At 37.5% G+C, this 23,868-nt stretch carries 22 protein-coding genes and 2 pseudogenes; 21 read left to right on the top strand and 3 right to left on the bottom strand.

Going from position 1 to position 23,868, the window contains the following annotated elements:
• Positions 1-293: 293 nt before the first annotated feature.
• Positions 294-638 (bottom strand): P-loop NTPase family protein, encoded by a 345-nt coding sequence (locus tag BUB71_RS18930; RefSeq protein ID WP_084731710.1) that lies wholly within the window; start codon positions 636-638, stop codon positions 294-296.
• Between the two features lie 480 nt (positions 639-1,118).
• Here BUB71_RS18930 and BUB71_RS15865 point away from each other — a divergent pair, with 480 nt between their 5' ends.
• The 5 genes from BUB71_RS15865 to BUB71_RS15845 all read left to right on the top strand — a co-directional run bounded on the left by BUB71_RS15865 (position 1,119) and on the right by BUB71_RS15845 (position 3,831).
• Positions 1,119-1,469, top strand: coding sequence for a YmaF family protein (locus BUB71_RS15865; RefSeq protein WP_245815672.1), 351 nt, complete (start codon positions 1,119-1,121; stop codon positions 1,467-1,469).
• Between the two features lie 482 nt (positions 1,470-1,951).
• Positions 1,952-2,293 (top strand): hypothetical protein, encoded by a 342-nt coding sequence (locus tag BUB71_RS15860; RefSeq protein ID WP_073157022.1) that lies wholly within the window; start codon positions 1,952-1,954, stop codon positions 2,291-2,293.
• Between the two features lie 4 nt (positions 2,294-2,297).
• A complete protein-coding gene (locus tag BUB71_RS15855; RefSeq protein ID WP_073157018.1) occupies positions 2,298-2,804 on the top strand; it encodes a DUF2231 domain-containing protein in 507 nt (168 codons plus the stop codon).
• Positions 2,801-3,049: an ArsR family transcriptional regulator gene (locus BUB71_RS15850; RefSeq protein ID WP_073157013.1), complete on the top strand. Its 249-nt coding sequence runs from the start codon at positions 2,801-2,803 to the stop codon at positions 3,047-3,049. The genes BUB71_RS15855 and BUB71_RS15850 overlap by 4 nt, the downstream gene beginning before the upstream one ends.
• 242 nt (positions 3,050-3,291) lie before the next feature.
• Positions 3,292-3,831: a helix-turn-helix domain-containing protein gene (locus tag BUB71_RS15845; RefSeq protein WP_139279149.1), complete on the top strand. Its 540-nt coding sequence runs from the start codon at positions 3,292-3,294 to the stop codon at positions 3,829-3,831.
• Positions 3,832-3,951: 120 nt separating this feature from the next.
• Here BUB71_RS15845 and BUB71_RS15840 read toward each other — a convergent pair whose 3' ends face one another.
• Positions 3,952-5,067: a mandelate racemase/muconate lactonizing enzyme family protein gene (locus BUB71_RS15840; RefSeq protein ID WP_073157006.1), complete on the bottom strand. Its 1,116-nt coding sequence runs from the start codon at positions 5,065-5,067 to the stop codon at positions 3,952-3,954.
• Between the two features lie 109 nt (positions 5,068-5,176).
• Between BUB71_RS15840 and BUB71_RS15835 the strand changes: the two genes are divergently transcribed.
• The 16 genes and pseudogenes from BUB71_RS15835 to BUB71_RS15755 all read left to right on the top strand — a co-directional run bounded on the left by BUB71_RS15835 (position 5,177) and on the right by BUB71_RS15755 (position 22,229).
• On the top strand, positions 5,177-5,569 hold the full coding sequence (locus tag BUB71_RS15835) for a hypothetical protein (RefSeq protein WP_073157003.1): 393 nt from the start codon (positions 5,177-5,179) through the stop codon (positions 5,567-5,569).
• The gene (locus BUB71_RS15830) at positions 5,566-6,171 is read left to right on the top strand and encodes a gluconate 2-dehydrogenase subunit 3 family protein (protein ID WP_245815670.1); all 606 of its coding nucleotides are present in this window, start codon (positions 5,566-5,568) and stop codon (positions 6,169-6,171) included. The genes BUB71_RS15835 and BUB71_RS15830 overlap by 4 nt, the downstream gene beginning before the upstream one ends.
• Positions 6,164-7,735, top strand: coding sequence for a GMC family oxidoreductase (locus BUB71_RS15825; RefSeq protein ID WP_073156999.1), 1,572 nt, complete (start codon positions 6,164-6,166; stop codon positions 7,733-7,735). Before BUB71_RS15830 ends, BUB71_RS15825 begins: the two co-directional genes overlap by 8 nt.
• A 114-nt stretch (positions 7,736-7,849) precedes the next feature.
• On the top strand, positions 7,850-8,413 hold the full coding sequence (locus tag BUB71_RS15820; RefSeq protein ID WP_073156996.1) for a hypothetical protein: 564 nt from the start codon (positions 7,850-7,852) through the stop codon (positions 8,411-8,413).
• A gap of 129 nt (positions 8,414-8,542) precedes the next feature.
• The gene (locus tag BUB71_RS15815) at positions 8,543-9,055 is read left to right on the top strand and encodes a thiamine pyrophosphate-dependent enzyme (RefSeq protein WP_084731706.1); all 513 of its coding nucleotides are present in this window, start codon (positions 8,543-8,545) and stop codon (positions 9,053-9,055) included.
• Positions 9,055-9,271, top strand: a pseudogene (locus BUB71_RS20080) (NAD(P)-dependent oxidoreductase); the annotation flags it as partial. The gene BUB71_RS15815 and the pseudogene BUB71_RS20080, both read left to right, overlap by 1 nt.
• A 402-nt stretch (positions 9,272-9,673) precedes the next feature.
• Positions 9,674-10,328, top strand: a pseudogene (locus tag BUB71_RS18925) (SDR family oxidoreductase); the annotation flags it as partial.
• A gap of 880 nt (positions 10,329-11,208) precedes the next feature.
• Entirely contained in the window at positions 11,209-11,985 is a 777-nt protein-coding gene (locus BUB71_RS15795; RefSeq protein ID WP_073156984.1) for an enoyl-CoA hydratase/isomerase family protein, read from the top strand.
• 12 nt (positions 11,986-11,997) lie between these two features.
• On the top strand, positions 11,998-13,167 hold the full coding sequence (locus tag BUB71_RS15790) for a cytochrome P450 (RefSeq protein WP_073156981.1): 1,170 nt from the start codon (positions 11,998-12,000) through the stop codon (positions 13,165-13,167).
• Positions 13,168-13,861: 694 nt separating this feature from the next.
• Positions 13,862-15,190 carry a hypothetical protein gene (locus BUB71_RS15785; protein ID WP_073156978.1) on the top strand — a complete coding sequence of 443 codons (1,329 nt, stop codon included), beginning with the start codon at positions 13,862-13,864 and terminating at the stop codon, positions 15,188-15,190.
• Positions 15,191-15,397: 207 nt separating this feature from the next.
• Complete coding sequence (locus tag BUB71_RS15780; RefSeq protein WP_073156975.1) at positions 15,398-16,600, top strand: MFS transporter; 1,203 nt, start codon at positions 15,398-15,400, stop codon at positions 16,598-16,600.
• A 402-nt stretch (positions 16,601-17,002) separates the two neighbouring features.
• On the top strand, positions 17,003-17,731 hold the full coding sequence (locus BUB71_RS15775; protein ID WP_073156972.1) for a DUF4437 domain-containing protein: 729 nt from the start codon (positions 17,003-17,005) through the stop codon (positions 17,729-17,731).
• 3 nt (positions 17,732-17,734) lie between these two features.
• Complete coding sequence (locus BUB71_RS15770; RefSeq protein ID WP_073156969.1) at positions 17,735-18,976, top strand: MFS transporter; 1,242 nt, start codon at positions 17,735-17,737, stop codon at positions 18,974-18,976.
• Between the two features lie 635 nt (positions 18,977-19,611).
• A complete protein-coding gene (locus BUB71_RS15765) occupies positions 19,612-20,292 on the top strand; it encodes a sugar transferase (protein ID WP_084731702.1) in 681 nt (226 codons plus the stop codon).
• 105 nt (positions 20,293-20,397) lie between these two features.
• Entirely contained in the window at positions 20,398-21,033 is a 636-nt protein-coding gene (locus BUB71_RS15760; RefSeq protein WP_073156966.1) for a YveK family protein, read from the top strand.
• 62 nt (positions 21,034-21,095) lie between these two features.
• On the top strand, positions 21,096-22,229 hold the full coding sequence (locus BUB71_RS15755) for an O-antigen ligase family protein (RefSeq protein WP_073156963.1): 1,134 nt from the start codon (positions 21,096-21,098) through the stop codon (positions 22,227-22,229).
• A gap of 14 nt (positions 22,230-22,243) precedes the next feature.
• On the opposite strand, the gene BUB71_RS15750 is transcribed toward BUB71_RS15755, so the two are convergent.
• Entirely contained in the window at positions 22,244-23,677 is a 1,434-nt protein-coding gene (locus tag BUB71_RS15750) for a lipopolysaccharide biosynthesis protein (RefSeq protein WP_281248217.1), read from the bottom strand.
• Positions 23,678-23,868: the final 191 nt, after the last annotated feature.

The following is a 23,868-nucleotide window of genomic DNA, read 5'->3' as shown; positions in this document are numbered from 1 at the left end:
ATCTAAAAATAGTTTTTGTTATTTAGATGACTAGGGGAACCACACAACAACAGACTATACAAATGTATGTAATAATTAGTTTTACTGTATCAAATGGATTTGTTTTAAAAAGGAATTTAATTCTTTATTATTTTTGATTACTACAATGTTTTTTGTATATTCATACTCTGCTAACTTGTTAAGCGTTTTTTCTCTTTTCTTTTTACCGTGTGTCCAGGACTTCTTTAAAAATTTCAGGTCAAAATATTCAGGACAATGTTCTCCCATATCAGGTCTTGTTTGATTCCGGTTCTTCAAGTATCTTTTAGAAGCCGATACATTCTTAAACATCTTGGAATATCCAAATAAATGATGAGATCAGCCTCATCTAGACGGTTACTCCAGGTATCACTATAATTTCCATCAATGATCCAACATTCTTTTTTTAAAATTTCCTTTTGTTTATCCATCAGTTCATCCATAGTGGATTGAACCCAACCTGGTTTCCAATATAATGCATCCAAGTGATAAACTTTGATCTTTAATACTGCACCAAGCTTCATCGCAAGGGTTGATTTTCCAGTACCCGACAAACCGATAATACATATTTTTTTAATTTTATATCCCCCACTTTTAACGGCACCAAATGTTATGTTCATACTAGTTATTATTCTAAATCTAAGAGAAGCGATCTCCTTTGCTCCGTTTTTTGGTATACTCTATGTAACCGAAAATAGTCACATGCACCAAGTTGTGCCTGAGCCTGAGAGGTAAACGATGGCTGACGAATGTAACGGAACCGCCTACTGCCAGTGTCCGAACTGTGTTGCGGCAGGTGAGGCGCTCGACGATGAGTAAGTCGGACAGCCGCTGACCTGAACCGCGTGGGGATCTCTCCCCACGCGGTTCATTTTTTCTCTGATCATTATAGTTTGGGTAAATCGTAGGGACTTCTTAGAATTCGATAAATTCTTTTATGTCATCTTTTTAACTGAGTATAATTTTTACACTCACTCCTTTTTAGCCACTATCTCTAACCTAAGTTTATCAATTATATTGAATAATCCATATTTAGTTCACCTTTTTGGCATGATCATCATAGTATGCAATGGTTAAATATGCAAAAAGGAGTTTTGAGCATGGACAAATCAGATCATTCTATTCATCAACATGAATTTCAGATAACTTTTTGTGATGATGAATCTGGACTATGTTGCCATAAGCATCATTATAAAGGGAAAACTTCAGTTGATTTAAATCATAGGCACTATCTATACGGAAAAACATCCTCAGCGCCATCTGAATGTAATCATGTGCATCGTTACAAAGGAACAACTACTTTTGACGATGGACATGTGCATCATTTTGGAGGCGTAACAAGTACTGCAATACCATTACCAAATGGTGGACACTATCACAGAATTGATGGAAAAACGACTGTCAATGGGAAGGTTCCCCATTCTCATTACTACTATGGAAAAACAAAATAGGCTCAGACCCATTAAAAAATGTATTTGTCCCCAATTATTTGATTTCAAATCCATAATTTATTATCATCATTGATTTACTTTAAAAGTAGGTTCAATAAGTTCGTGAGTTTGATCAATCATTGTTCTATTCATCACTATCTAGATGATTACTTTTTGGTATAAGAACCTGAATGTTTGCTTTCTAATTTTTTGAAGAAACAGTCCATTTTGCAGATCTCTCAAAGGGAAATTACCCTTATAACAGTTGATTGGGAGAAACCTCTTTTCTATACGTTTACACCTATTCTGGTAGATTCATAACATTCCTTACAAAATTGAATTGAGCTTATATAGCTTCTGACTGTAACAGAAAATTTTCCTATCTATAATCGCAATTTACTTTTTAGAAACGATCTAAAATACAAAAACTGATTATACAATAAATAACTTGCTGAATTGATCCATAATCATTATCAGAAGGTTAAGTATAGGAGGAATTGTTTATGTTACTAATCTCTGCAATTTTATTTGGTATTGCTGCTGTGGGAGGAATTGTACTCGCTATTCTTTATAAAGGAAACAAAAATCGTCCCTTGTGGTTGGCAGTTGCTCACGGAATTTTAGCTGCGATTGGCCTAATTTCACTAATTATTGGGGTATTTCAGGAAACTACTAACGGGCTGATCCTCATTTCCCTTATTTTATTTGTTGTCGTAGCACTTGATGGATTTATTTTATTCGCCTATCGATTACGTGGAAACGCTTTACCATCTCCACTTGTCTATATACATGGTTTAGTTGCTGTTATAGCATTTTTGATTTTATTAGTAGGTATCCAAGGATAACGAAATGCTGAAGACGAAACGAGGATTATTGCTTTTTGGTCATCCTATTCACTCTATGGTGATACATTTTCCTTTTGGTTTATGGTCGATCTCTTTCATTTGGGATTTCTTAGGTATTTTAAATGAAGATCTAGTATGGTGGAAATTGTCATTTTGGAGTATCGCTGCTGGATTGGTATTCGCATTACTATCCTTTATCACAGGGGTAATTGACTTTTCAAATATTCCTAGAAATCATCCCGCAGAAAAAGTGGCAATACACCATATGATCTTTGTTGTCATTGCAACCCTCTTATTTACATGTAGTTTTTTTCTAAGAATCGGTCATATTGCACCATCTGCAATTCGATTGATTGGAGTCGTTACATGTTCTTTGCTTGGTCTTATTCTCTTAATGTTCGGAAGTTGGTATGGTGGCGAGCTCATTTTCAGGTGTAATATTGGAACGAATCAAAGACATAATCAACAAACTCACCACGTTAAGTATAAGGAGTATAGGAAAAAGAAATGAATATCCAAAGCTTACCAGAAACCCGACGCTCCATTCTTCATATATTAAAAAACGATGGATCTAAAACAATCGCTGAATTAGCATCACAACTCAACTTGACAGAAGAATCAATTCGACAGCATTTATTACAACTAAGACATGAGGGATATGTCCAAAGATACTCAAAAAGAGAACTGGAAAAAGAAGGTCGTCCTTCTATCCAAATTCGTCCAAGAGTACTCCCGCTTCTACAAGCGGTGAGGTGAATGGGACGTGGTTCGGTATCCCTTTTGCGGGGATGCTTAGAACCACTTATTTTGTTAGAATAGTTGTAGCTCTTTGAAAACTGAAGATATGGGGTTGTTGCTGGAAAAGGTCAGTAACGTAAAATCTTCAACCACCCAGCTCACCGAAGTTGCGAAAACCAAGCGAAAGTAGGGAGCATAGCAGAGCATACTTTGTTTTCACCGCTGGGACGGCGGGTAGAGCCTGCTAAGATAACTGGACGTTGGTCTGGTGTTCGCAGGAATCTACCACCTCTGTTGGTGGTAGTAGTTCAAGAAATACCAACTTACATCAGCAGGTGAACACCTTTTCCCTAAGAAATTACGACACACTGACCATAGAAATACTTGATACAGTGGTCAAGCATCTTGGACAACAAGAATTGAAAAAAATACTTATTTCCATGACAGAATCGCGAGTACGAGAATGGGAATCACGGCTTCTTGGTCTGAGTTTATCCGAAAAAATCGTTGCTCTAAAAGAAGTTTATTCAACCAATGACACATTTATGGAGATAGAAGACACAGATGACTCTCTCAAATTAATCGAACACAATTGCCCGTTCTATAATATCGCAATGGAACAACCCATTTTATGTAGTGTCACAGTATCTGTTTTAACTCGTTTACTTGGCTATCAAGTAATACGTGAGAAAAGTTTTCAAAATGGCGATGAGCGATGTGTTTTCCGTGTATTGCAAGATCACCCAATTGATCCCGATACCTATCGTTTTTCTGAAGAGCATGAACCACCTAAATTTTAAATGACTTGAGATGAAATATCTCAAGTCATTCTGTTATCTATCATCATGCAAGGCTAAACTACCCCTTCCATCAATTTTATTTTCATTATTTATATTTTTATTACCTTTTTATATTCACGATCAATAGCTAGATCCATCCCATCGTAGTGATTCTAATTGTTTTTCATCGAACTCCACCCCAATACCTACCCCGCTCGGTACTTTAATGATTCCTTTTATGGGATCAACAGGAAGGAGGGTGGTAAAAGGATTTTCCATAACATCCCACTCAACTGGTTCAATTTCTTCACCTTCCATTTTACTCCAAGCAGGTAAACAACTCTGCGCCAATATCGCATAAAATCGAGAAAGTATTCCATCGTAGGTATGAGGTGATACCCGTACTTTTTGATATCGGGCCAATTGTAATATATTTCGAAATGTATCTATATTCATTACATGCATTGGATCAGGCTGGATAATATCGAACGAACCAGCTTGTATGTTGGCAATAAACTGATTTGGTTTTTGGATATTTTCTCCTCCAGCAATCGGGAGATGACACCTAGAACGCAAAAGGGAATAAGCCGAATGATTTTGTAAAGGTACAGGCTCTTCAAACCACAGCCAACATGAGCTTTTTTCAAAAAATGCATTCCATTTCAATGCAGTAAACAAATCATAACTTTGATTTGCATCTAAGGCGAATTGAATTTGTCCCTCAAATAATTTTACAAGTGATGAAATATGGCGTGCATCTTCTAGAAAAGATTTTCCACCAATTTTAATTTTCATCTTTTGAAATCCTGCATCTGCTACCGTTTCAACCTTCTTTATGGACTGATTGATCCAATCATTATCTTCTGAATAAGATTGAAACGAAGCATATACGGGAACTACCTCTCTTCTCTTCCCTCCCCATAAGTCACATACAGATAAGCCAGCGATTTTTGCCAATATCTCCGTCAAGGCCATACTTACACCTGATGCAATTCGATCATGCCATTTCTGAATTGTTGTTATCAAATGAGCACGATCCGTTACCTTTTTTCCTAATAAAAAAGGAATCACTCGATCCCGAAATCCTTTCTCTAATGTGGGTAACCAATCGATACATTCTCCCCATCCTTCAATTCCCGACTGAGTACGAATCCGAAATAAATAACAAGTACGATAATATTTATATCCATTAGCATCACCATATGGCTCTTTTAAACGATAAAACAAAGGAAACGTATCAATTTGTTTAATAATCATCATATTCTCCTAGTTTTTTGGATTTGTAAATGGCAAGTATGGATGTATAGTATTTGTTAAAAGTTGGAAAAATAGAACTATGAATTTGATAAGGAATAGGAGATTTCATATGTATTGGAATGGATGGCCACTTGACAGGATACTTATTCTGTTTATTGGTTTAGCGTTTTTGTTGATGTTTGTTCAAGTTACAATGTTCCATTATCGACAAAATTTCCATCAAAAGGCGATGTGGATACCTGTTATTGCAGCTCCTGTGTTTTTTATTGCGGGAATTGTCCTCGCCTTTTACCAAGTATCATGGATGAAATGGTTATTTAAAATTTTTATGTTTATTGGCATTTTAGACGGATTGATTGGTTTTTATTATCACTTTCGGGGTGTAGGAATTCGTGTTGGCGGTTGGGCATTACGAAACTTTCTAATCGGCCCTCCAATCATTCTCCCTCTCGTGTTTACTGCATTAAGCACCTTAGGGCTTATTGCAGCATATTGGAGGTGATAAAGTTGTCAAAAAGATCACATTATCCCACTTATGATGTAATGAAAGAAAAAGATGAATGGGATAACCATACCCAACAAATTGTTTCCAATCGATTACACCCAACTACCTCCTATTCTTTTCTAACACAAGAAGAAAGCACGATTTTACAAACCATTTGTAAGCAATTAACAGGAGATGAAAGAGAATCATTGATTCTTTATATCCTCGATCATATAGATCAGACACTCAGTTCTCCCATAGGGGAAGGACAACGGAAGGTTGGAATGCCAAAAGCAAAAGAATTAATCCGTTTAGGTTTAGAGGCATTGGAACAAACATCACAGGAAAAGTATCAGATATCGTTTGTTCAACTAGACAAAAAAACACAACTGCTTTTGCTAAACCAATTAAGTAATGAACAAGCCTTAACTAGTAAATGGAACTTTGTTCCACAACGGGAGTTATTTAAAAAATTACTTACTCTAACACTAGAAGCCTATTATTCTCATCCTCTTGTGTGGTCAGAAATTGGATATGGAGGGCCCGCCTATCCAAGAGGATATGTACGTACACAATTAGGTCAGCTCGATCCTTGGGAGGCGCAGCCCGAAGATGAATAGAAAATATGAAAATGAAGAAGTAGATGTAGTGATTGTAGGAGCAGGGGCAGCAGGAGGCGTTTTGGCACATGAATTAAGTAAAGCAAAAATGAAAGTTGTTGTACTCGATGCAGGGCCGATGCGAGATCCACAAAAAGATTTTGCCAGTGATGAGCTCACGATGAAAAATTTAGGTTGGCAAGACACACGGATAGTAGATGGGCAAGATCCTCTCACCATGGGACACAACAATAGTGGAAGAGGTGTCGGGGGAGGAACCGTTCATTTTACTGGAGTATTTCTTCGCTTTCATGATGTCGATTTTAAAGCTCGAACCATTGATGGAGTTGCAGAAGATTGGCCTATTTCCTATGAGGATATTGCTCCCTATTATGACAAAATCGAAAATGAGATTGCTGTATCAGGTCCAAAATATTTTCCATGGGGAAATTTTCATGGTCCCTATCCATACCCTGAACGGGAACCGCTCAGTCCGAATGCTTATATGTTTCAAAACGGATGTGAAAAGTTAGGGATTGAAAGTACAGTTGCCCCTTTAGCCATTCTATCAGCTCCATTTGAAGGCAGACCACCTTGTATCAACCGAGGTTTTTGTAATCAAGGATGTATGCCCGATGCCAAATTTAGTACTTTAATCGTACATATTCCCAAAGCCATCGATGAAGGCGCTGAAGTGTTACCAGATTGTATGGTGACACGTGTATTGATGAATAATCAAGGAAAAGCAGCGGGTGTTGAGTTTATTCATCAAGGAAAAACGCATCAGCAAAAAGCAAAGCTAGTCATTCTTAGCGCCTATGTGGTCGAAACACCTCGACTTTTGTTCAATTCTGCAAATGCACAATTCCCTGATGGACTTGCTAATAGTAGTGGTTGGGTAGGAAAAGCATTTATGACTCATAGCAGTCATGATGTGTATGGAAAGTTCAACCAGGAAATTCGTTTGTATAAAGGAACTCCTGTCTTGGCAACGACACAGGCTTTTTATCGGACAGATGCAAACAGAAATTTCGTACGAGGATATACCTTGCATGCTCATGGAGCTCGACCGGTTGAGTTTGTAAATGGAATATCAAAATCAAACGAAGGCTTCTTATGGGGAGCAAAACTTAGGGAGACAATGCTGAACTATAATTATTATGGACGAATTACCCTTGTTGGGGAAGTATTACCTAATGAGAAAAACACCATTACCCTTGTTGAAGAAAAAGATGAATATGGGTTACCACTAGCAAAAGTAACGTTTAGCTTTAGCGATAATGACTTACAATTAATCTCCCATGCTGTGAAAACAATGAAAGAAATCATCAAAGCAGCAGATGGAAAACCTGAATTTGTTGTTCCTGACACCGCCCATTTAATGGGAGGATGTCGAATGGGAGACAATCCGACATCCTCAGTTGTCAATTCATTTGGACAGACCCATGACATTTCAAACTTATTTATCTGTGACGCAAGTACTTTTGTCACTTCTGGTGGCGGAAATCCTACCAATACGGTGATGGCTTTAGCGGCTCGAACCGCTGATTATATCAAACAAGAAATGCGTGCTAGAAATTTATAAGTAATAAATATCTAATGGCATTTCGAGATTGAGTACGATTTAGTTAAAGGAGTTAACCCGAAATAACACACTTCTCACCCATCCTGATGTAGTTGTCGAAGTACTGGTGATGCGATGAATCTTTCACTAATCGAAGGAACAGTAACACACCTGTCTGTTCCACAAGATTTATTTTCAATGATGACATCTGTCCAGCCCTACAAACAACCTTTACTTGTATCGAAAGATATAGAAATGTATAACATTGAAACTTTAAAACAAGTCATTCAGATCATGCGAACATCTAAAAAACCAATGATTATTGCAGGAATTGGTGCAAGATTAGCTGACAGTAATATAGAAGAATTAGTAGAACAATGGGGAGCAGGTCTTGTAACTAGTTTAGGAGCTAAAGGAATGGTTTCAGAAACATCTGTCCATATGTTGGGCGGAATTGGAGAAGGTGGAAATCCACATGCATCTAATATTCTAAAACAGGCGGATGTTGTCCTGATGATTGGAACGACATGGTGGCCAGAAGAATATGTGCCGATTCACACTCGAGTCATTCAGATTGAAAAACACCAAGCGAATATAGCGAAAGGTGTACAAGTTGAAATAGGTGTAATGGGTCATCCGAACACAATTGTTCCCATCCTTATTGATGGATTAAAAGACTATACAAAAAATCAAGATTAGGTTCAACAAATAAAAGAAACACAGCAATTCTGGATGTTACAAAATGAACAAGAAGGAAATCAGGTTGGCTCTCCCATTCCACCATCACACATTATTCGAACTCTTAAAAAAACGGTTTCTCCAGATTGAATTCTAGCAATAGATGAAGGGGATGTTACACTTTGGTTTTACCGAAACTTTCGAGCAAAACAACAACGAATTCTCATTTCAGGGCATTGGAAAACAATGGGATTTAGTCTTCCTGCTGCACTAGCAGCCAAATTATGTGTGCCAGACAAGCAATTTGTTGCCATTATCGGTGATGGAGGTTTCAATATGGTAATTGGCGACCTGCTTACTGCCATCCAACATCAGATAAAAATCACACTTATTGTTTTAAATAATAAAACTTTACAAATGGAAAAAGACAAGATGAAAAAAAGCGGATATAACCAAATAGGCGTTGATTTAAGGAATCCAGATTATGTCCTATTAGCAAGAGCTTGTGGATGGGAAGCTTATCAAATTGATAATCATGTTGAATTAGAAGAAACACTCCAAAAGGCTTTTACAGGAAATCAACTCGCTTTAGTAGATATAAATACAGCTCATATCACCTACCCAGATTTTCAAAATAAAGAAACGATGACAGGAGAATATTGATGAATCCACAAACCTTTCCAAAGTCATTTTCACCACAACACCAAAATCAGCAACCAGGTTTAGAATCTTTCATGAATCCACGACCTATTTTTGATAATCCCGATTATATTCAATGGTAAATTACTAAACAAAGTTGCCATTATTACAGGTGGCGATAGCGGGATGGGTCGAGCCATTGCCGTTGCCTTTGCTAAAGAAGGTGCAGATTTGAGACTCCTCACGCTTAAAAGCGTGGGATTCTTGGGTAGTTCACGCACTCCATTCATTTCTGCTTCGTGCAACTCCCAAGCTAGGGGCTGTCCCATCAGCCCATCCCATACAGTTCTACAACTTCTGTTGCATGTATCTACATGGGCGGCGTACCTGTTACCAGTACGCTAGTTTCGGTTCCATCACTCACTCTTATGGTTTTACCAAGCGGGAGAGATGGATTCGCCACTTGAACCTCATACCATCACGTACACAGGAACAAAGCCTGCTACAAGCAGGATGAGCACCGCTCATGCGTTCGATTATACAAAAAATGGTTGCTCTTAGCAATCCCTTGAAAGGGATTACCGAGCAACGCCATCTTTCTTCCCACGATTCAAACCGTGGGCTTTCAGCTGGCAGATTTCTGTAATCATTGTTTATTTCAATGAGCATATGGATGCCGAAGAAACAAAACATTATGTCGAACAAAAAGGCCGCCAGTGTTTGACAATGGCTGGTGATATATGAAATGAATCATTCTGCCAACAGATTGTGTCACAAACCATAAAGGAATTTGGAAAACTAGGCATCTTAGTAAATAATGCTGCTGAACAATGGGTGCAAATGGACTAGAAAATATTTCAACAGAACAACTTGAACGTACTTTTCAAACTAACTTTTTTTCTGTTTTTTATCTTACTAAAGCTGCACTCCCCTATCTTCAAAACGGAAGTACAATCATTAATACTGCCTCACTTGCCGCATACGAGGGAAACGAGCAACTAATTGATTACTCAGCAACCAAAGGTGCCATCGTTTCCTTCATTCGTTCATTGGCAAAATCTCTTACCAAAAAAGGAATACGAGTAATGGAGTGGCACCTGGAACGGTTTGGACACCACTAATCCCTGCTTCTTTTCCTGCTGAGCAGGTAGCCAGTTGGGGTAGCAAAAATTCGATGAAACGTGCTGGACAACCAGCAGAAATAGCACCAGCATATGTATTCTTAGCATCAGATGATTCCTCCTATATGACAGGTCAAATCATCCATCTCAATGGTGGAGTTATTGTTAATAGTTAATAGAGAAAACGGTCAACACTTATGAACTGAATGCTTATAAATTTTACCAATTGTTCATTTTTGTCATCGCTATTATTGGCTATAATTATCATGTTAGATAATTTGTTTATGGTCAATCTCAAGGAGGTAGAGCGACCTCTTTCCCAAAAGAGTCCACTAGTCTGCATACAAACAACACTTACTAGAGCTTCGAATCGAGGTTACATTGGCTGCTTCTCAGACACCTGGTGAGAATGAGGAAGGTCTTGAGGAAGGCGTCGACAACCAGACGAGGTGGCTTCGGAGAGCCTTCGCCGAAGCCAAGTCCAACGATGCCGACGAAGCCCTGAAGAAGCTGCTCGAAGACCAAGGCTGAGAAAGTAAGCTGTCGCCAGGCGGTGGGTCTCCCCACCGCCTGGCGCGGTTTTAATTATTAAAAATGCCTAAGGTTTATCTTTCCTTGGGGAAAATCATTTCAATTGGATTAATTTACATGACTGCGCATTATCTTCATGATATACCCACAAGAATTCTCCGTTATCCGCTTCTTACTCGATATTACCACTTCTCAATATTCTACTTGCATTTCTATTGCTTTCATCTACACAAAACGACTATATCAATTGGAGTTGTGAGCCAAAAAGTCAGTTCTCCTATAGATACAGTGGAATAGCATTTCTTTGCGTCTTTTTTAATATTCATGGTTGATTTTGGTAACCCTTCAAGTTCTTTTTGTTTAGCTAATTCACGTCTCTAGTCTTATTTGAAATCTAATGAATGAATAACAATTAAAATATTAAAAACAAAACAATAAATATATATTAATTGAAATCACAAATACAATTATATATAATCGATTATTAAAAGATAATGCTAATAAACAAAGGATTTGAAAAGTTAAATGAACACCTTAATTGTTTCTCAAGAAAATGAAATCGGTTACATTTACTTCAATCGCCCTGAACAAGCGAACACCATTAATGAGGAAATGATTGAGGAATTAGAAATAACAATTGAGCAGTTTTCTCAAAATGACAAATTGAAAGCACTTATATTTCGGGGTTATCGAGAAATATTTGTATCCGGTGGGGATTTAAATCAACATCAGCAAATGAGTGGTAATCAAGTCTACCCACTTTTATATCGTGTTGGCAAGTTATTGGATCAAATCGCGAAACTCAATGTGATTACCATAGCTGCTGTTGAAGGTAAAGCCATTGGTGGTGGATGTGAAATCGTTTCTAGTTGTGATTTTTGTGTCGCATCTTCCTCTGCTACTTTTCAATTTATTCAAGCAAGATTAGGGATTACGACTGCCTGGGGTGGAGGGAGTCGACTCATGAAAAAAATCGGTACGAAAAAAGGGCTCCAATTACTATTAACTGGAGAACAAATATCCAGCCATCAAGGGCACCATATAGGATTAGTTGATTGGGTTTATGAAGATGAACATTTTACACATTCATTAAAAAAACTCCTTAAAAAACTAACGCGCCCTTCAAAACCTGCAATTTACACATTCAAAAAAATGGCACAACTAGTAGAAAGCGGGGTTTCTCCTTCTCAAATCTATCCATTAGAAGCTCAGGGTTGTGCAGAATGTTGGGATCTTGAAAAACATCAAAAATCAGTGAACTATATACTCTCTCCCTTATTGAAACAAAAATCAAATGAATAGGAGACTCTAAAAATGACATCCTTGTTGATCGGACACTTTGTTGCTCCTGAAGGTTTGAATTATTCCAGTAATTGTTTTGATTGGTATGCAGAAATGAGGGATCAAGCTCCGATATCCTACGATAAACGTAGAAGGTGTTGGGACATTTTCCGTTATAAAGACGCACAAAAGGTGTTAATAGATCACTCCTCTTTCTCCTCAAATCGATCAAAAGATAAGGTAGATAGTATTATCAGCATGGATCCCCCCGAACATATGAGATTCCGATCACTGGCAACTAAGGAGTTTAGCCATCGTTACGTTCAAAGGATGTCATCACTGATAACAGAGATTACAGAACAAAGGTTGAAACACATAGAGAAATTAACAGAAATTGATTTTATGCAAGAAATTGCAAGTCCTGTTCCTATTTTTATGCTAATGCGCTTAATGGGTATTCATGAACGACATTATGAGGATATAAAAAAATGGACAAGATTAACCGTAAGCAGAAGTATGTCAACCGGCAAACCTCTTAAAATAGCATTGAAGAATTTTAAACACTCAATTGATGAATTAAATCGTTTTTTCGAGGAGTTAATGTCAGAAAAACAAAAAAACCCTCAAGATGATTTGGTTTCAGATATTTTAAATGAGAATAAAAAGAACATAGAACTTCCAAAACTACGCGATTTCTTTCGAGCTATCCTTTCTGCTGGAAGTGAAACCACTGTTAATCTGCTTGGAAATGCAATGTATCTATTTCTTAAAAACCCTCAAGTTCTGGAAACCTTACAAGCGAATCCATTGCTTATACCCAATGCCATTGAAGAGGTATTACGATTCCATTCCTCAGTTCAATGTATAAATCGTATAGCAATTGATGATATAACAATTGGTAATCACACAATTCGATCTGGGCAAGAAGTGGTCATCTGGTTGGGGTCCTGTAATCGTGATGAATCGATTTTTAAACAGGCCAATCAGTTCAAAATCGATCGTTCACCCAATCCCCACCTATCTTTTGGTCAAGGAATTCATTACTGTATGGGTAGCTCGCTAGCACGACTAGAAGCAAAAATCGTCTTAACGAAAATGTTAGAACGTTTTCCAAAACTGAGCTTATCTCCATCTAATTCACCTGTACCTAATTCGAATTTTGTATTTAGAGGCTATGATCATTTAAATATTCGACTCGTTTGAATACTCCCACCACTTAGCTAACACTTAAAGGTGGGAGATTCTAAGGAATTCCTGTCTACTAATGGGGTGTTTACCAAGCTTAAACCGCTATTCCAGCGATCATGAGCATTAAATAAAGCAAACAGATAGTTGTTACTCTTGGTATATCATTCCACTTGAACTACTACCACCTATAGAGGTGGTAGATTCCTGCGAACACCAGACCAACGTCCAGTTATCTTAGCAGGCTCTACCCGCCGTCCCAGCGGTGAAAACAAAGTATGCTCTGCTATGCTCCCTACTTTCGCTTGGTTTTCGCAACTTCGGTGAGCTGGGTGGTTGAAGATTTTACGTTACTGACCCTTTCCAGCAACAACCCCATAACTTCAGTTTTCAAAGAGCTACAACTATTCTAACAAAATAAGTGGTTCTAAGCATCCCCGCAAAAGAGATACCGAACCACGTCCCATTCACCTCACCGCTTGTAGAAGCGGGAGTACTCTTGGACGAATTTGGATAGATCCCTTATCCTCACGAGTCTAAGAGAAAAACCTAGAGTTTTTTTATTCAATGTTTCTAAACTGTATAACAGGATAGGATATAATATATATTGATAATAAAATCTTCAAATTAATTGTTGAGTTATTAGTTGAGAAAACTCTAAACCTTTCGTTCATTAATCCTTTTACTGGAATAGGAAGTGGTTCAAATTTTCGTGGATCTTCGAACTAAAATCCGTTTCAAAAGTGGTTTAAAGTCCAGTGATTCAACCATACTTGAGTATTTAATATTCCTCATGGAAAATGACAATGCATATGCATGGTTTGCTGTATGTTTGGGGGCAGTCGATACATGGTTAGGAAGAAACTCAATACAAAATAGACAGACTGATCAAGTTTTTCATGATGCATACAAAATTGGTCAACTAATGGCTGGTAAAAGGTTTACTGATCATAAAGGGAAGCTAATAACCATTACCGTTGATCCAAATTTTTTAACGAAAAATTGGATAAAAAATAAAGAACATTTGATAACAATGCCAAACTTCTCCAGATGTTCTACCCAAGGAAACGTAACCATTCCAAGCTATGTAAAACAGATTATTAGAGATGCTTTGAGATATAACCACGAAATAGAAGAATTACGGTCTTATGCTTCTCCAAAAATCAAAACATTCAAGAGGGACGCAGAAGATTCTTTAAAGTATAGTACAGTCGCATTACTTAATTTTTTTGTCGGTTCTGGCTTGGCCCTTTTGGAAGGCCAAGAGCAAAAACAAGAAGCACTAAAAAATCAAATACATGTTGCTGGGCAAGATATGGAAGAAGATTATTCTTTAATTCGAGATACCGGCAGAGATTTTGTCTTAAGTTGCTCGAAATATTTCCATAAAACACCACAAATTCTCAGAGAAATTGTTTTACAGAATCGCGGAGATTTACTAGATCTTTACTTGTATGGTATGAATCATAGCGCTGAGTTTCCACCCATGAAATACACTGGAAAACCATCAAAAGAAGAGTCACATATCATCAGACTGGGCTGGATGTTTAGTAGAAGAGAACAAGTGATAGATTTTGAACAAAGGGCGCAGAAAGATGCCATATTGGCTGGTGATTATCCTGAAGTGAAAACATTTATCAACGGAATAAAACAGAAATATAGCAAAGAAATTCCCCCTCTTCTAAGAAAAGCGATACTAGATGATCACATTCATTTGGTGGATGTTTTCTTAAATGGTTATCGATCTGTCTTGATACCCGATTATCGTATCGAAGATATTACTTTAGAAGAACTTGTAGCCAATCCACATCAAATTCCACCTCCATTTCAAGGAAGAAAAGAAGAACAACTATTTAAAGAAGGTTGTGACTATGCAAAAAACCAAGCAAAACAACCGCAATTCCATGCTCTCCCCTTTTCACCTGAAGATAGAGAATTTTGGGAGTTACTTAATCGCCATCCTGGACCTTCGGATTTTTTCTCTCGTCCCTCTCGTCCCTTATTAAATTCTACTTCTAAAGGTAGAGATCGAGACGAATAATTAGATTAATTTATAATATAATCATATATTTTAATAATGATAAATCTATGCTATATTTAAATCATCCATATGCCCATCTTACAACCTTACATGGTTATGATCAGTTACCTGAGCGACTTTCTTCCCGAGTTATCGGAAGATTGAAACCCCTATGGGTTGATCTTAGGACGAAGATGGGCCAGTTCAACAAACGCCTTAGGAGGCATCGTGCAATTAAAAGAGAATCGATTCATCCAATATTGGATGAATCGATACCAATGGGCGACAAAGCCCATCCTCGAGATGGACTTCGCTGCAGCAACTCTGGCTTTTACCTTCGCCCTTTTCTTTCAGGGAGCGAACGGTCGGATCGGTGTCGAGCTCAGCGTGAAGATGGTACCAGTCCTCGGACTGATCTTCTACGCTATCTCTGCGTATATCTCGTACATCACCCCTCGGCTTATGTCCAAGTACTCACCAAGAAAGATGGTTAGCATGGCCCTTGTGGTCATGATCCTCGCTACCATCTGGACAAGACTGGCGTCTACGCTAATCTCGTTCGTAGGAGCATTCGCTGTTTACAGCGCTTCTCACTTCTTGGCGTTTACCACCGTAGCTGTAGTGGTGCGGATGTCACTCCCCAGCGAAAAAGACCTTCAAAGACGTGGAGGAAGCTTCTTCAGCTCCGGGTGCTACTTGTTCTCGGCAGTAGCACAGCTCCTGTTCTTCTTAGGGCTCAAAAGCGAACAGCTGGCATGGATCATCCTCACGACGACTGTACCGGTTCTTACCCTGTTCGTACTTCTCCTCTCTCAGCTCAACTGGTCGAGGCTGGAAAAAGAATCGGGTAAAGAGAAAAAGAAAAGTCGACTCAACTGGCGAGCAGTCAAGGTAGAAATCGACTGGGGTGCAATTCGTGTAGCTGCTCCCTATAGTACGATTATCGTCTGCAGCTCCACAACACTCGCTCTACTCCAGTTCCATCTGGGGAAAGATGCATACATCGCACTCTTCGTCCACCAGCTCGTATGTGCGGTTGGCGGATTCCTGCCTATTCGTTTCGCGGAACGAAAAGGAGACCGATTCGTCACGGTACTCGCACTTCTTCTTGCCGGATGTAGTATGATCTGCATTCTGTTCGGAGGAATGTGGTGGAGCATCCTGGGTGGAATACTTCTTGGGCTTTCCATCGCAGGAGGGCGCGCATCATTCTCACAGCTAGCCAGTGATCATACACAGCAGCAGGGTCGCGGTGTATCTCCGTACTACAGCACTGGGGTTCGGACTGGCTCGATTGGAGCAAATCTATTCAGCCTTCCTGTAACCTTCGGTGTCGCCACTCTTACAACAGTCTGGCTTGGGCCACTATCACTAGTGGTAGTCGCAATCCTTTACACGACTCTTATCGTGCCGAGGATTAGCCAAAAGTAGCAGTAAACTAGACAAAATGTGGAACGCACATATACAATTCGTTCTGCAACCCTACTCAGGAAATACAATTGAATAATCTTCGATTGCATTCGGAGATAACCAAAAGGTCTTCCTAAGGATCTTCGTCCGGAAACGGTCAGCATGTATTAAGGCTGATCGGAGTTTTATTTTCCGAATATCATGAATATTAAACCCTCTTTGCCTCAAGTTCAATTTTTTTTATTTGTATTCTCTTTTCCTTCATTGATTACATGACTGTGTCTGTGCCTATTTTCTCCCCTTGATCTTCTGTCGATCCATTAAAACTATAAAATGTTTTTTGTATAATTCAATTTGATGATTAAATAAGTTTATTATATAATTCATTTACGCTAAAAATATCACATTTAGGAGACATAGAATTTGAGAGAACATACAGAATTTATCCATCATGAAACTTTACCATGGGAAACGCTTACAATACCAGGTTTCCCAGAAAAATCCAAACAAAAAATCTTGAGTATTGATCATGAAACCAAAGCATTTACTAGTCTTGTTCATATCCCTGCTGGTAGTACGGGAGAGGGGGGCATTTATCAAGCTGATTTAGAACTGCTTATCTTAAAAGGTAAGCTTAGAATTGGAACTACCGAGATTGTTCAGTTAACGCATCTCTATTTAGAATCCGGCACACGATTAGCACCAATCGTAGTCCAAAGTGATCTTCAAGTCTTGCTCATGTCGGCTGGAGATTTGATTACACGTACGATTATTGATAGTGAAAAAGAAATGATCATTCAGGATACCAATCAGATGGCTTGGGAAGCAACGATTACACCCGGCTTTACTATCGGAGCAATGCGAAAAAGTTTATTTCAACATCCAAAGTCAGGAGCCAGCTCTTGGCTGCTTGGGGTTCTTCCGCAAATGCGTGATACCCGTTATGAAATTCATCCTGTAGTAGAAGAGGGCTTTCAAATCTATGGCGAAATGACAACTGATCGAGGATTGTTTCATGAAGGTTCTTATTTTTGGCGCCCCCCTGGCATTCCACATGGTGATTTTGAGACACAGAGAGGTTGTCTAACTTTTTTTCGTACAGATGGACCACTGAAAACAACTTATGTAATAAAACCAGAGCAAGGGGAATGATAAATGTATCAGAAAATTGCCTCTCTAAGAGAAAAAAAAGGCTTCATCATTTCATTGCTTTTCGCCAGTGATTTTATATCTATTCTTGATCGAATGGTGATGACGCTTGCCATTGCGTTGATTGGAAAAGAGTTCTTGTTAAATGAAGCAGCTCAAGGTTGGATTATGAGTATCTTTTTTGTTGGTTATGCATTGATGAGTGTACCCGGTGGCTGGCTAGCAGATAAATTCGGCTCAAAAGTGGTGATTATTTCATCGATCACGATTTGGTCAGTTTTTACGATCTTAACAGGTAACGCTTGGTCATGGACATCCATTTTGGTGATCCGTTTTTTATTTGGTTTAGGAGAAGGAGGTTTTCCAGCAGCTAGCATGAAGGCCGTGAGTGAATATGTACGAAGAGAAAATCGCCCGCGAATGCAGGCTATATTAAAGGCAAATGGCCCTATTACAATCACCCTCACCCCATTAATTACCGCCCCACTAATGTATCTTCTTGGTTGGCGGACAATGTTTGTGGTGATTGGGATTCTCGGTATAGTGATCGCAGCTCTATATTTACTTGTGCCACGTCCAGAGCAACTTCTCTCTACTACACAGGAACAATCCACAAAAATGCCATTTCGAGAAGTGATACGATTGCCAAAGGTGTGGCATTTTACGATTGCTTGGTTTGGTTTAAATGGAGCTATGTGGGGATTTGCTTCATGGTTGCCCACTTATCTGATGAAATCACGAGGACTCGATCTCCTGCATGCAGGTATCTATTCGGCAATGCCTGGATTAGCAGGAGCTCTTGGTACTGTAGTTGGGGGAATACTTATTGATAAATTATTTGTCAACCGGGAGAAATATTTGTTTCTAATTGCAGGAGTGCTTGGAGGTAGTTTCTTATATGCTATGTTTTTTTCAACTTCTCTACTGATGATACTTCTGTATGAAGGGATAGCTGCTTTCTTCCTACAAATGTGCATCGGTGGGTTATGGTCTATTCCACATAAAATGTTTCCAGCCTCTAGTATCGGCTCTGTCTCAGGCATTATGAACTTCGGTGGTCAGATCGCAGCAATATTGGCTCCTGTAACTATGGGCTATCTGATTACAATGTATCAAGGCACTTTCACTGGTGCTGTGTGGTATCTCATGGGGGCATTAATAATCTTTATCTTGGCAGCATTGGGAATTCGATTCCAAGAAACAAATGGTAAACACACAAATGACAGCTTGAACTACACAAGTAATTAAAAAGATGAAATGCTAGTTATTACTAAATTGTCCAAGCTTACTCCTGCTTCTATAAGCAGTGAGGTGATTGGGACGTGGTTCGGTATCCCCTTTAAAAGGATGCTTAGAACCGACTCTTTTTATCAGAATAGAACCAATTATACCAAAATTACGAGTATGTGTTGTTGCTAGAAATGGTCAGTAGCGTAAAACCTTCAACTGATCCCATTATTTTTAAATAGTGGGGGTCACATGGAATTTTCAGCACTCCATCAAGAGCCTTGAAACCACCTTACAATTCTTCATCTATTTGATTTTTCGTTCATCTCTCTTCTATTCATAATTAGAAATAGCTATGACAATGCTGTTGTTGAAGCGACATTCAAGACTATTTGTGAAACAAATGACTTAATAGTCTTGATCAACTAACACTGGCATTCAGTGACTGCGTCAACTGGTTTAATAAGTTCCGTATTCACAGAACATTAAGATACCTAAAGTCTATTGGAGTATAAACAGGCTTCCATTAATAATTGTCTAATCCGATTTTGGTCATCCAACTATATATTTAATTAGGAGCTAGATTTTTAGATTGTAGCCGTAACCAATTTGAATAAAGGAAAATACTCTATAAAAATAAGATAGGGGAGAGGATTATGACAAATAATCAATTTCCTGAAAAATATTCTAAAAATAATCTTCTTCGCAAAAATATAGCTAAAAATCACCATTTAATCAAATTGAATAAAAAAAAACCCACTATCTACAGTTATTACGGAAAAAGATTAGTAGATATTTTTTTATCAATAATTGGTATAGTCTTTGCACTCCCTATCATTATTGTAATTATCATAGCAATAAAGCTAGACACTTCAGGGAAAGCCTTTTATAGACAAGAAAGAGTAGGTCAGTGGGGAAAAACCTTTCAAATCTTAAAGCTACGATCAATGCACAAAAATGCTGATCAAATAGGTCCCCATTACACCGAAAAAAACGATTCGCGAATTACACGAGTGGGTTTCTTTATACGAGCCAGAAGATTAGACGAACTTCCTCAACTCATTAATGTATTAGCAGGCAATATGAGTATGGTTGGCCCACGACCATTTACGCTTCTAGATACACAATTAAACACAGAAGTTAGTGGGTTCTGTAACCGTTTAATTGTAAAACCTGGTTTAACTGGTTGGGCTCAAGTGAATGGTGGTAATAATTTATCTATCGAAGAAAAATTACAATATGATCTTTTTTATATTCAACACATTGGTTTTTTATTCGATATTAAAATTATCCTTAAAACAATTATAGTGATCTTTTCAGGTGAAGGTGCTAGATAATCTTTTATCCATCAGTATAAAACATAGTTTCTTATAGCGTGCTTCATAATGCATCGATAACAACCGTTAGATTAAAATAATAACTCTTTAAAGGAGTGTATCAAAATGAATAAGAAGATATTTAGTTTGATTTATTTTTATAAATGCTTTGTAAGGTATCTACCATTGATTTTGTTAATTACACTTTCAACCACTATTATTAGCGGCGCTGTTTGTTTTTTTGTCACCCCTAAATACAAAGCAGAGACTGAATTAATGGTTAATATGAAAGAAATATCTTATGGAGATGTAGAGGCAAACTTAAACTTAATACAAACTTATAACTCAATCATAAAAAGCGCTTATATCATGGAACCAGTAGCAAAAAGTTTACAACTAGAAGAAGATGTTCCTGAGTTGGCCGAGCACGTATACGTCCATTCTGAAAACAATGCATCACAAGTTTTTTCAATAGTTGTTGAAGATACAGATCATGAAAAAGCTGTGCTGATGGCAAATACTATTTCATACGTATTTCAAAGTAAAATCAAATATGTCCTAAATGTTCAGAATGTTCATATTCTAACAAAAGCAAATATTGGTGACTATCCCCCTGTAAAACCAAACAAATATATATATTTAGCGATTGGATTTACACTCGGATTCATCCTCTCTCTGATGATCGTCCTTTGGTTAGAAGTGAGAAGACCCTCCAGTCTGTTAAAAAAACTCATAGAAAATCTACAAACAGAAAGAAGGTAACCACTCTGTCAAAACAAATATCGCCGATCGAATTTGCCTTCTATAGTATGATCTGGTTCACTATGTTGTTTAGTGGGATTGTCATCACTGAACCTGCGATTTTTGATATTCTCATCATCACTTTATTGATTACAGGTGCTTTGTTGTCGTATTTGAAATTTCGACGTTATTTAATTAGAACACTCACCTTCGTTTTAATGTACCTTGCTGGAATCTTGCTTTCTATGTACCAAATAATCAATTTAAATGAAGGTATATATTATCTAACGATTAGTGTATACCTAATTTGCCTCTGGATTTTTTTCATTGGGGTATTAACGAAATTTCGTCGCTATCAATTATTAGAGAAAATATTTTTTGGATATACCATTGCTGCCTTTTTTTCGTCGATCCTATCTATTTTCGCCTTTTTTCAATTAATACCCCACTATAATTGGTTCATAAAGTATGATCGAGCAACAGCACTTTTTCAAGATCCCAATGTATTCGGTGCTTTTTTGATACCCATTTCTATTTATGCAATCCACAAAATAACAAGATCCTCTAAAAAGAAGAAGATAATATGGTTTACCATTTTCTTATCTACTAGTATGGGTGTACTTCTTAGTTTTTCAAGAGCCGCTTGGTTAAATTATTTTGTTTCATTGAGTGTCTTTATATTTCTCAGAACCCTGTATGTTAAAAATTACACATTGTATCTAAGGCCATCTTTCCTTAACAAAAAAATACTCTTGATCCTGATGGCCCTATTATCAATCTCCTTTCTATGTTTATTCAATATCAATAGCTTCCATGAACTTTTTACACAACGATCCGGTCTTCAATGGTATGACCAACAACGATTTGCAACGCAAAGTACAATCATTCAACATACGATTGTGACGCCTCTTGGGATCGGTCCTGGGCAAGCCGAAATGATATATGGTCTGTCACCACACAATTTATATATTCGAGTGCTAATAGAAAACGGTTGGTTAGGTTTCGTTGGATTTATGCTTCTTTTCATGTCTACAATTAATCGATCCATTCGACGTTCTTTATTAAGTCAGCGCGTCAATCAACCTTATTTTGCTCTATTTGCCTCTGTTCTTATTGGTATTTTCGTCAATAGCTTTTTTATTGATAGTTTACATTGGCGTCACTTTTGGCTATTTCTAGCTTTGCCATGGGCTCCATTAAAAAAGAAAAGACAGTGACTCCTTCACATCAATTATTTTTTTCTAATGATACGATCTAGGGTACTTATAAAATATCGATGATATCCCCCTATTTTCATTAATAATCCAACCAGGATATATATAAATGCTCCTAATACAATGTGAGCACATAGACTAAGGAATCCTGAGTATATCACCATTGAGTTTAGAGTGCACATCATCATTACTGTCGCTACAATAATTTTTAGTATTTCCTTTAATGGAAATGGTAACACAAAGATTTTTCTCCCTATAAACCAAGAGAGTACGATGGATATAAAGTTTGAGAAAAGTGTAGCGTACACCGCTCCCAAAATACCCCATTTTGGTATCCAGAAAAAATTAAGGGCTATATTTGTACTAGCAGCTAACATATTTGGCCATATTTGAAACCAAGTTCGTTGCGCCAGTTGGAACGACAAATCTAGATAGTACTGTTTAATTCCTTGCAGAAAGGCGGTCAATGCAATCAAGGGCATAATAATTAAGGATGCCTCTATAAAATTTGACCCTAAAAAAAGTCGGGAAATGTTAGGAGATAAAATGATATATCCAGCTGTAGCGGGAATTGAAACAAAAAAAAGAGAGGTTGTGTATTGTCGTAATCTTTTTTTTGTTTCTTTGACTCCTTCGTTTTCTAATGTACGAACAACAATTGGATATGCTGAAAGATTAATGATTGTCATAATTAATAGTAATGTTTGCTGAGTTAGATCATAAGCGGCGGAATACAATCCTGATTCTGATGATCCTTGTAACCATCCCAACAATAATCTATCTGAACTGACCATCAAAAAATGCGTACTAAAAGTAATGGTTAATGGTAGTCCATAGGTGATCATTTCTTTACAAATGGTTGAATTTATTTCTGGAAATCGTATTCCTATCCAATTCCTCTTCATTACAAATAACATAGGAAACAACATACCTACCATCATACCAATGATAAATCCGTTAGCACCTATTCCAAAAATCAACATCATAACAGTACAGGTAAATGTTAAAATCGATCTACTTATTACTATCCACCCATAGAATTTTGGAAATAGATCCGCTCTGAGTAATTCAAGATTGAGATCATACCATGCTAATATCCATAAGAGAATAATACTAAAAAACCAATATTCTCCCCATTTTCCTATATCTATTGAGCACAAATAAACAAATATAAACAATATCAATGTCAATATAAGCATCGTAAAAAACAATACAACAATGGTGTTAAGAAAATCCACTCTATAATCTTTTGAATACCTTTGTGCATAGCGAAGTATTCCAAATCGTATCCATTGAAACATAATTGCATTTAAAAACTCAACGACTGCCAGGATCATTACAAATTGACCATACACATCTGGTGATGCTAACCGAGTATACACCGCTATCGCACACAAATTGATTACTCCTGAAAGTCCACGTGCGCTAAAATAAATCACTGAATGCTTCATTAACATCTTGTAGGTCCCCAAACCCCTTCTTATTTGTATAAAAACCGTTACAAATATTATTATGAGGGATTTAAAAATGAGTTCCTGTCAGCTAACCAAAACACAATTTCGTAAATATAGTTAAATATTATGCTCATTCAGCTACTAATTATATATAATATATTGATCTATCAATATTTTCCTTCAATATT

Source organism: Seinonella peptonophila, assembly GCF_900129355.1.
Taxonomy (GTDB): domain Bacteria; phylum Bacillota; class Bacilli; order Thermoactinomycetales; family Thermoactinomycetaceae; genus Seinonella; species Seinonella peptonophila.
Note: the sequence above shows the minus strand (reverse complement) of the source record. Positions and strands in the feature narration are given on the sequence as shown.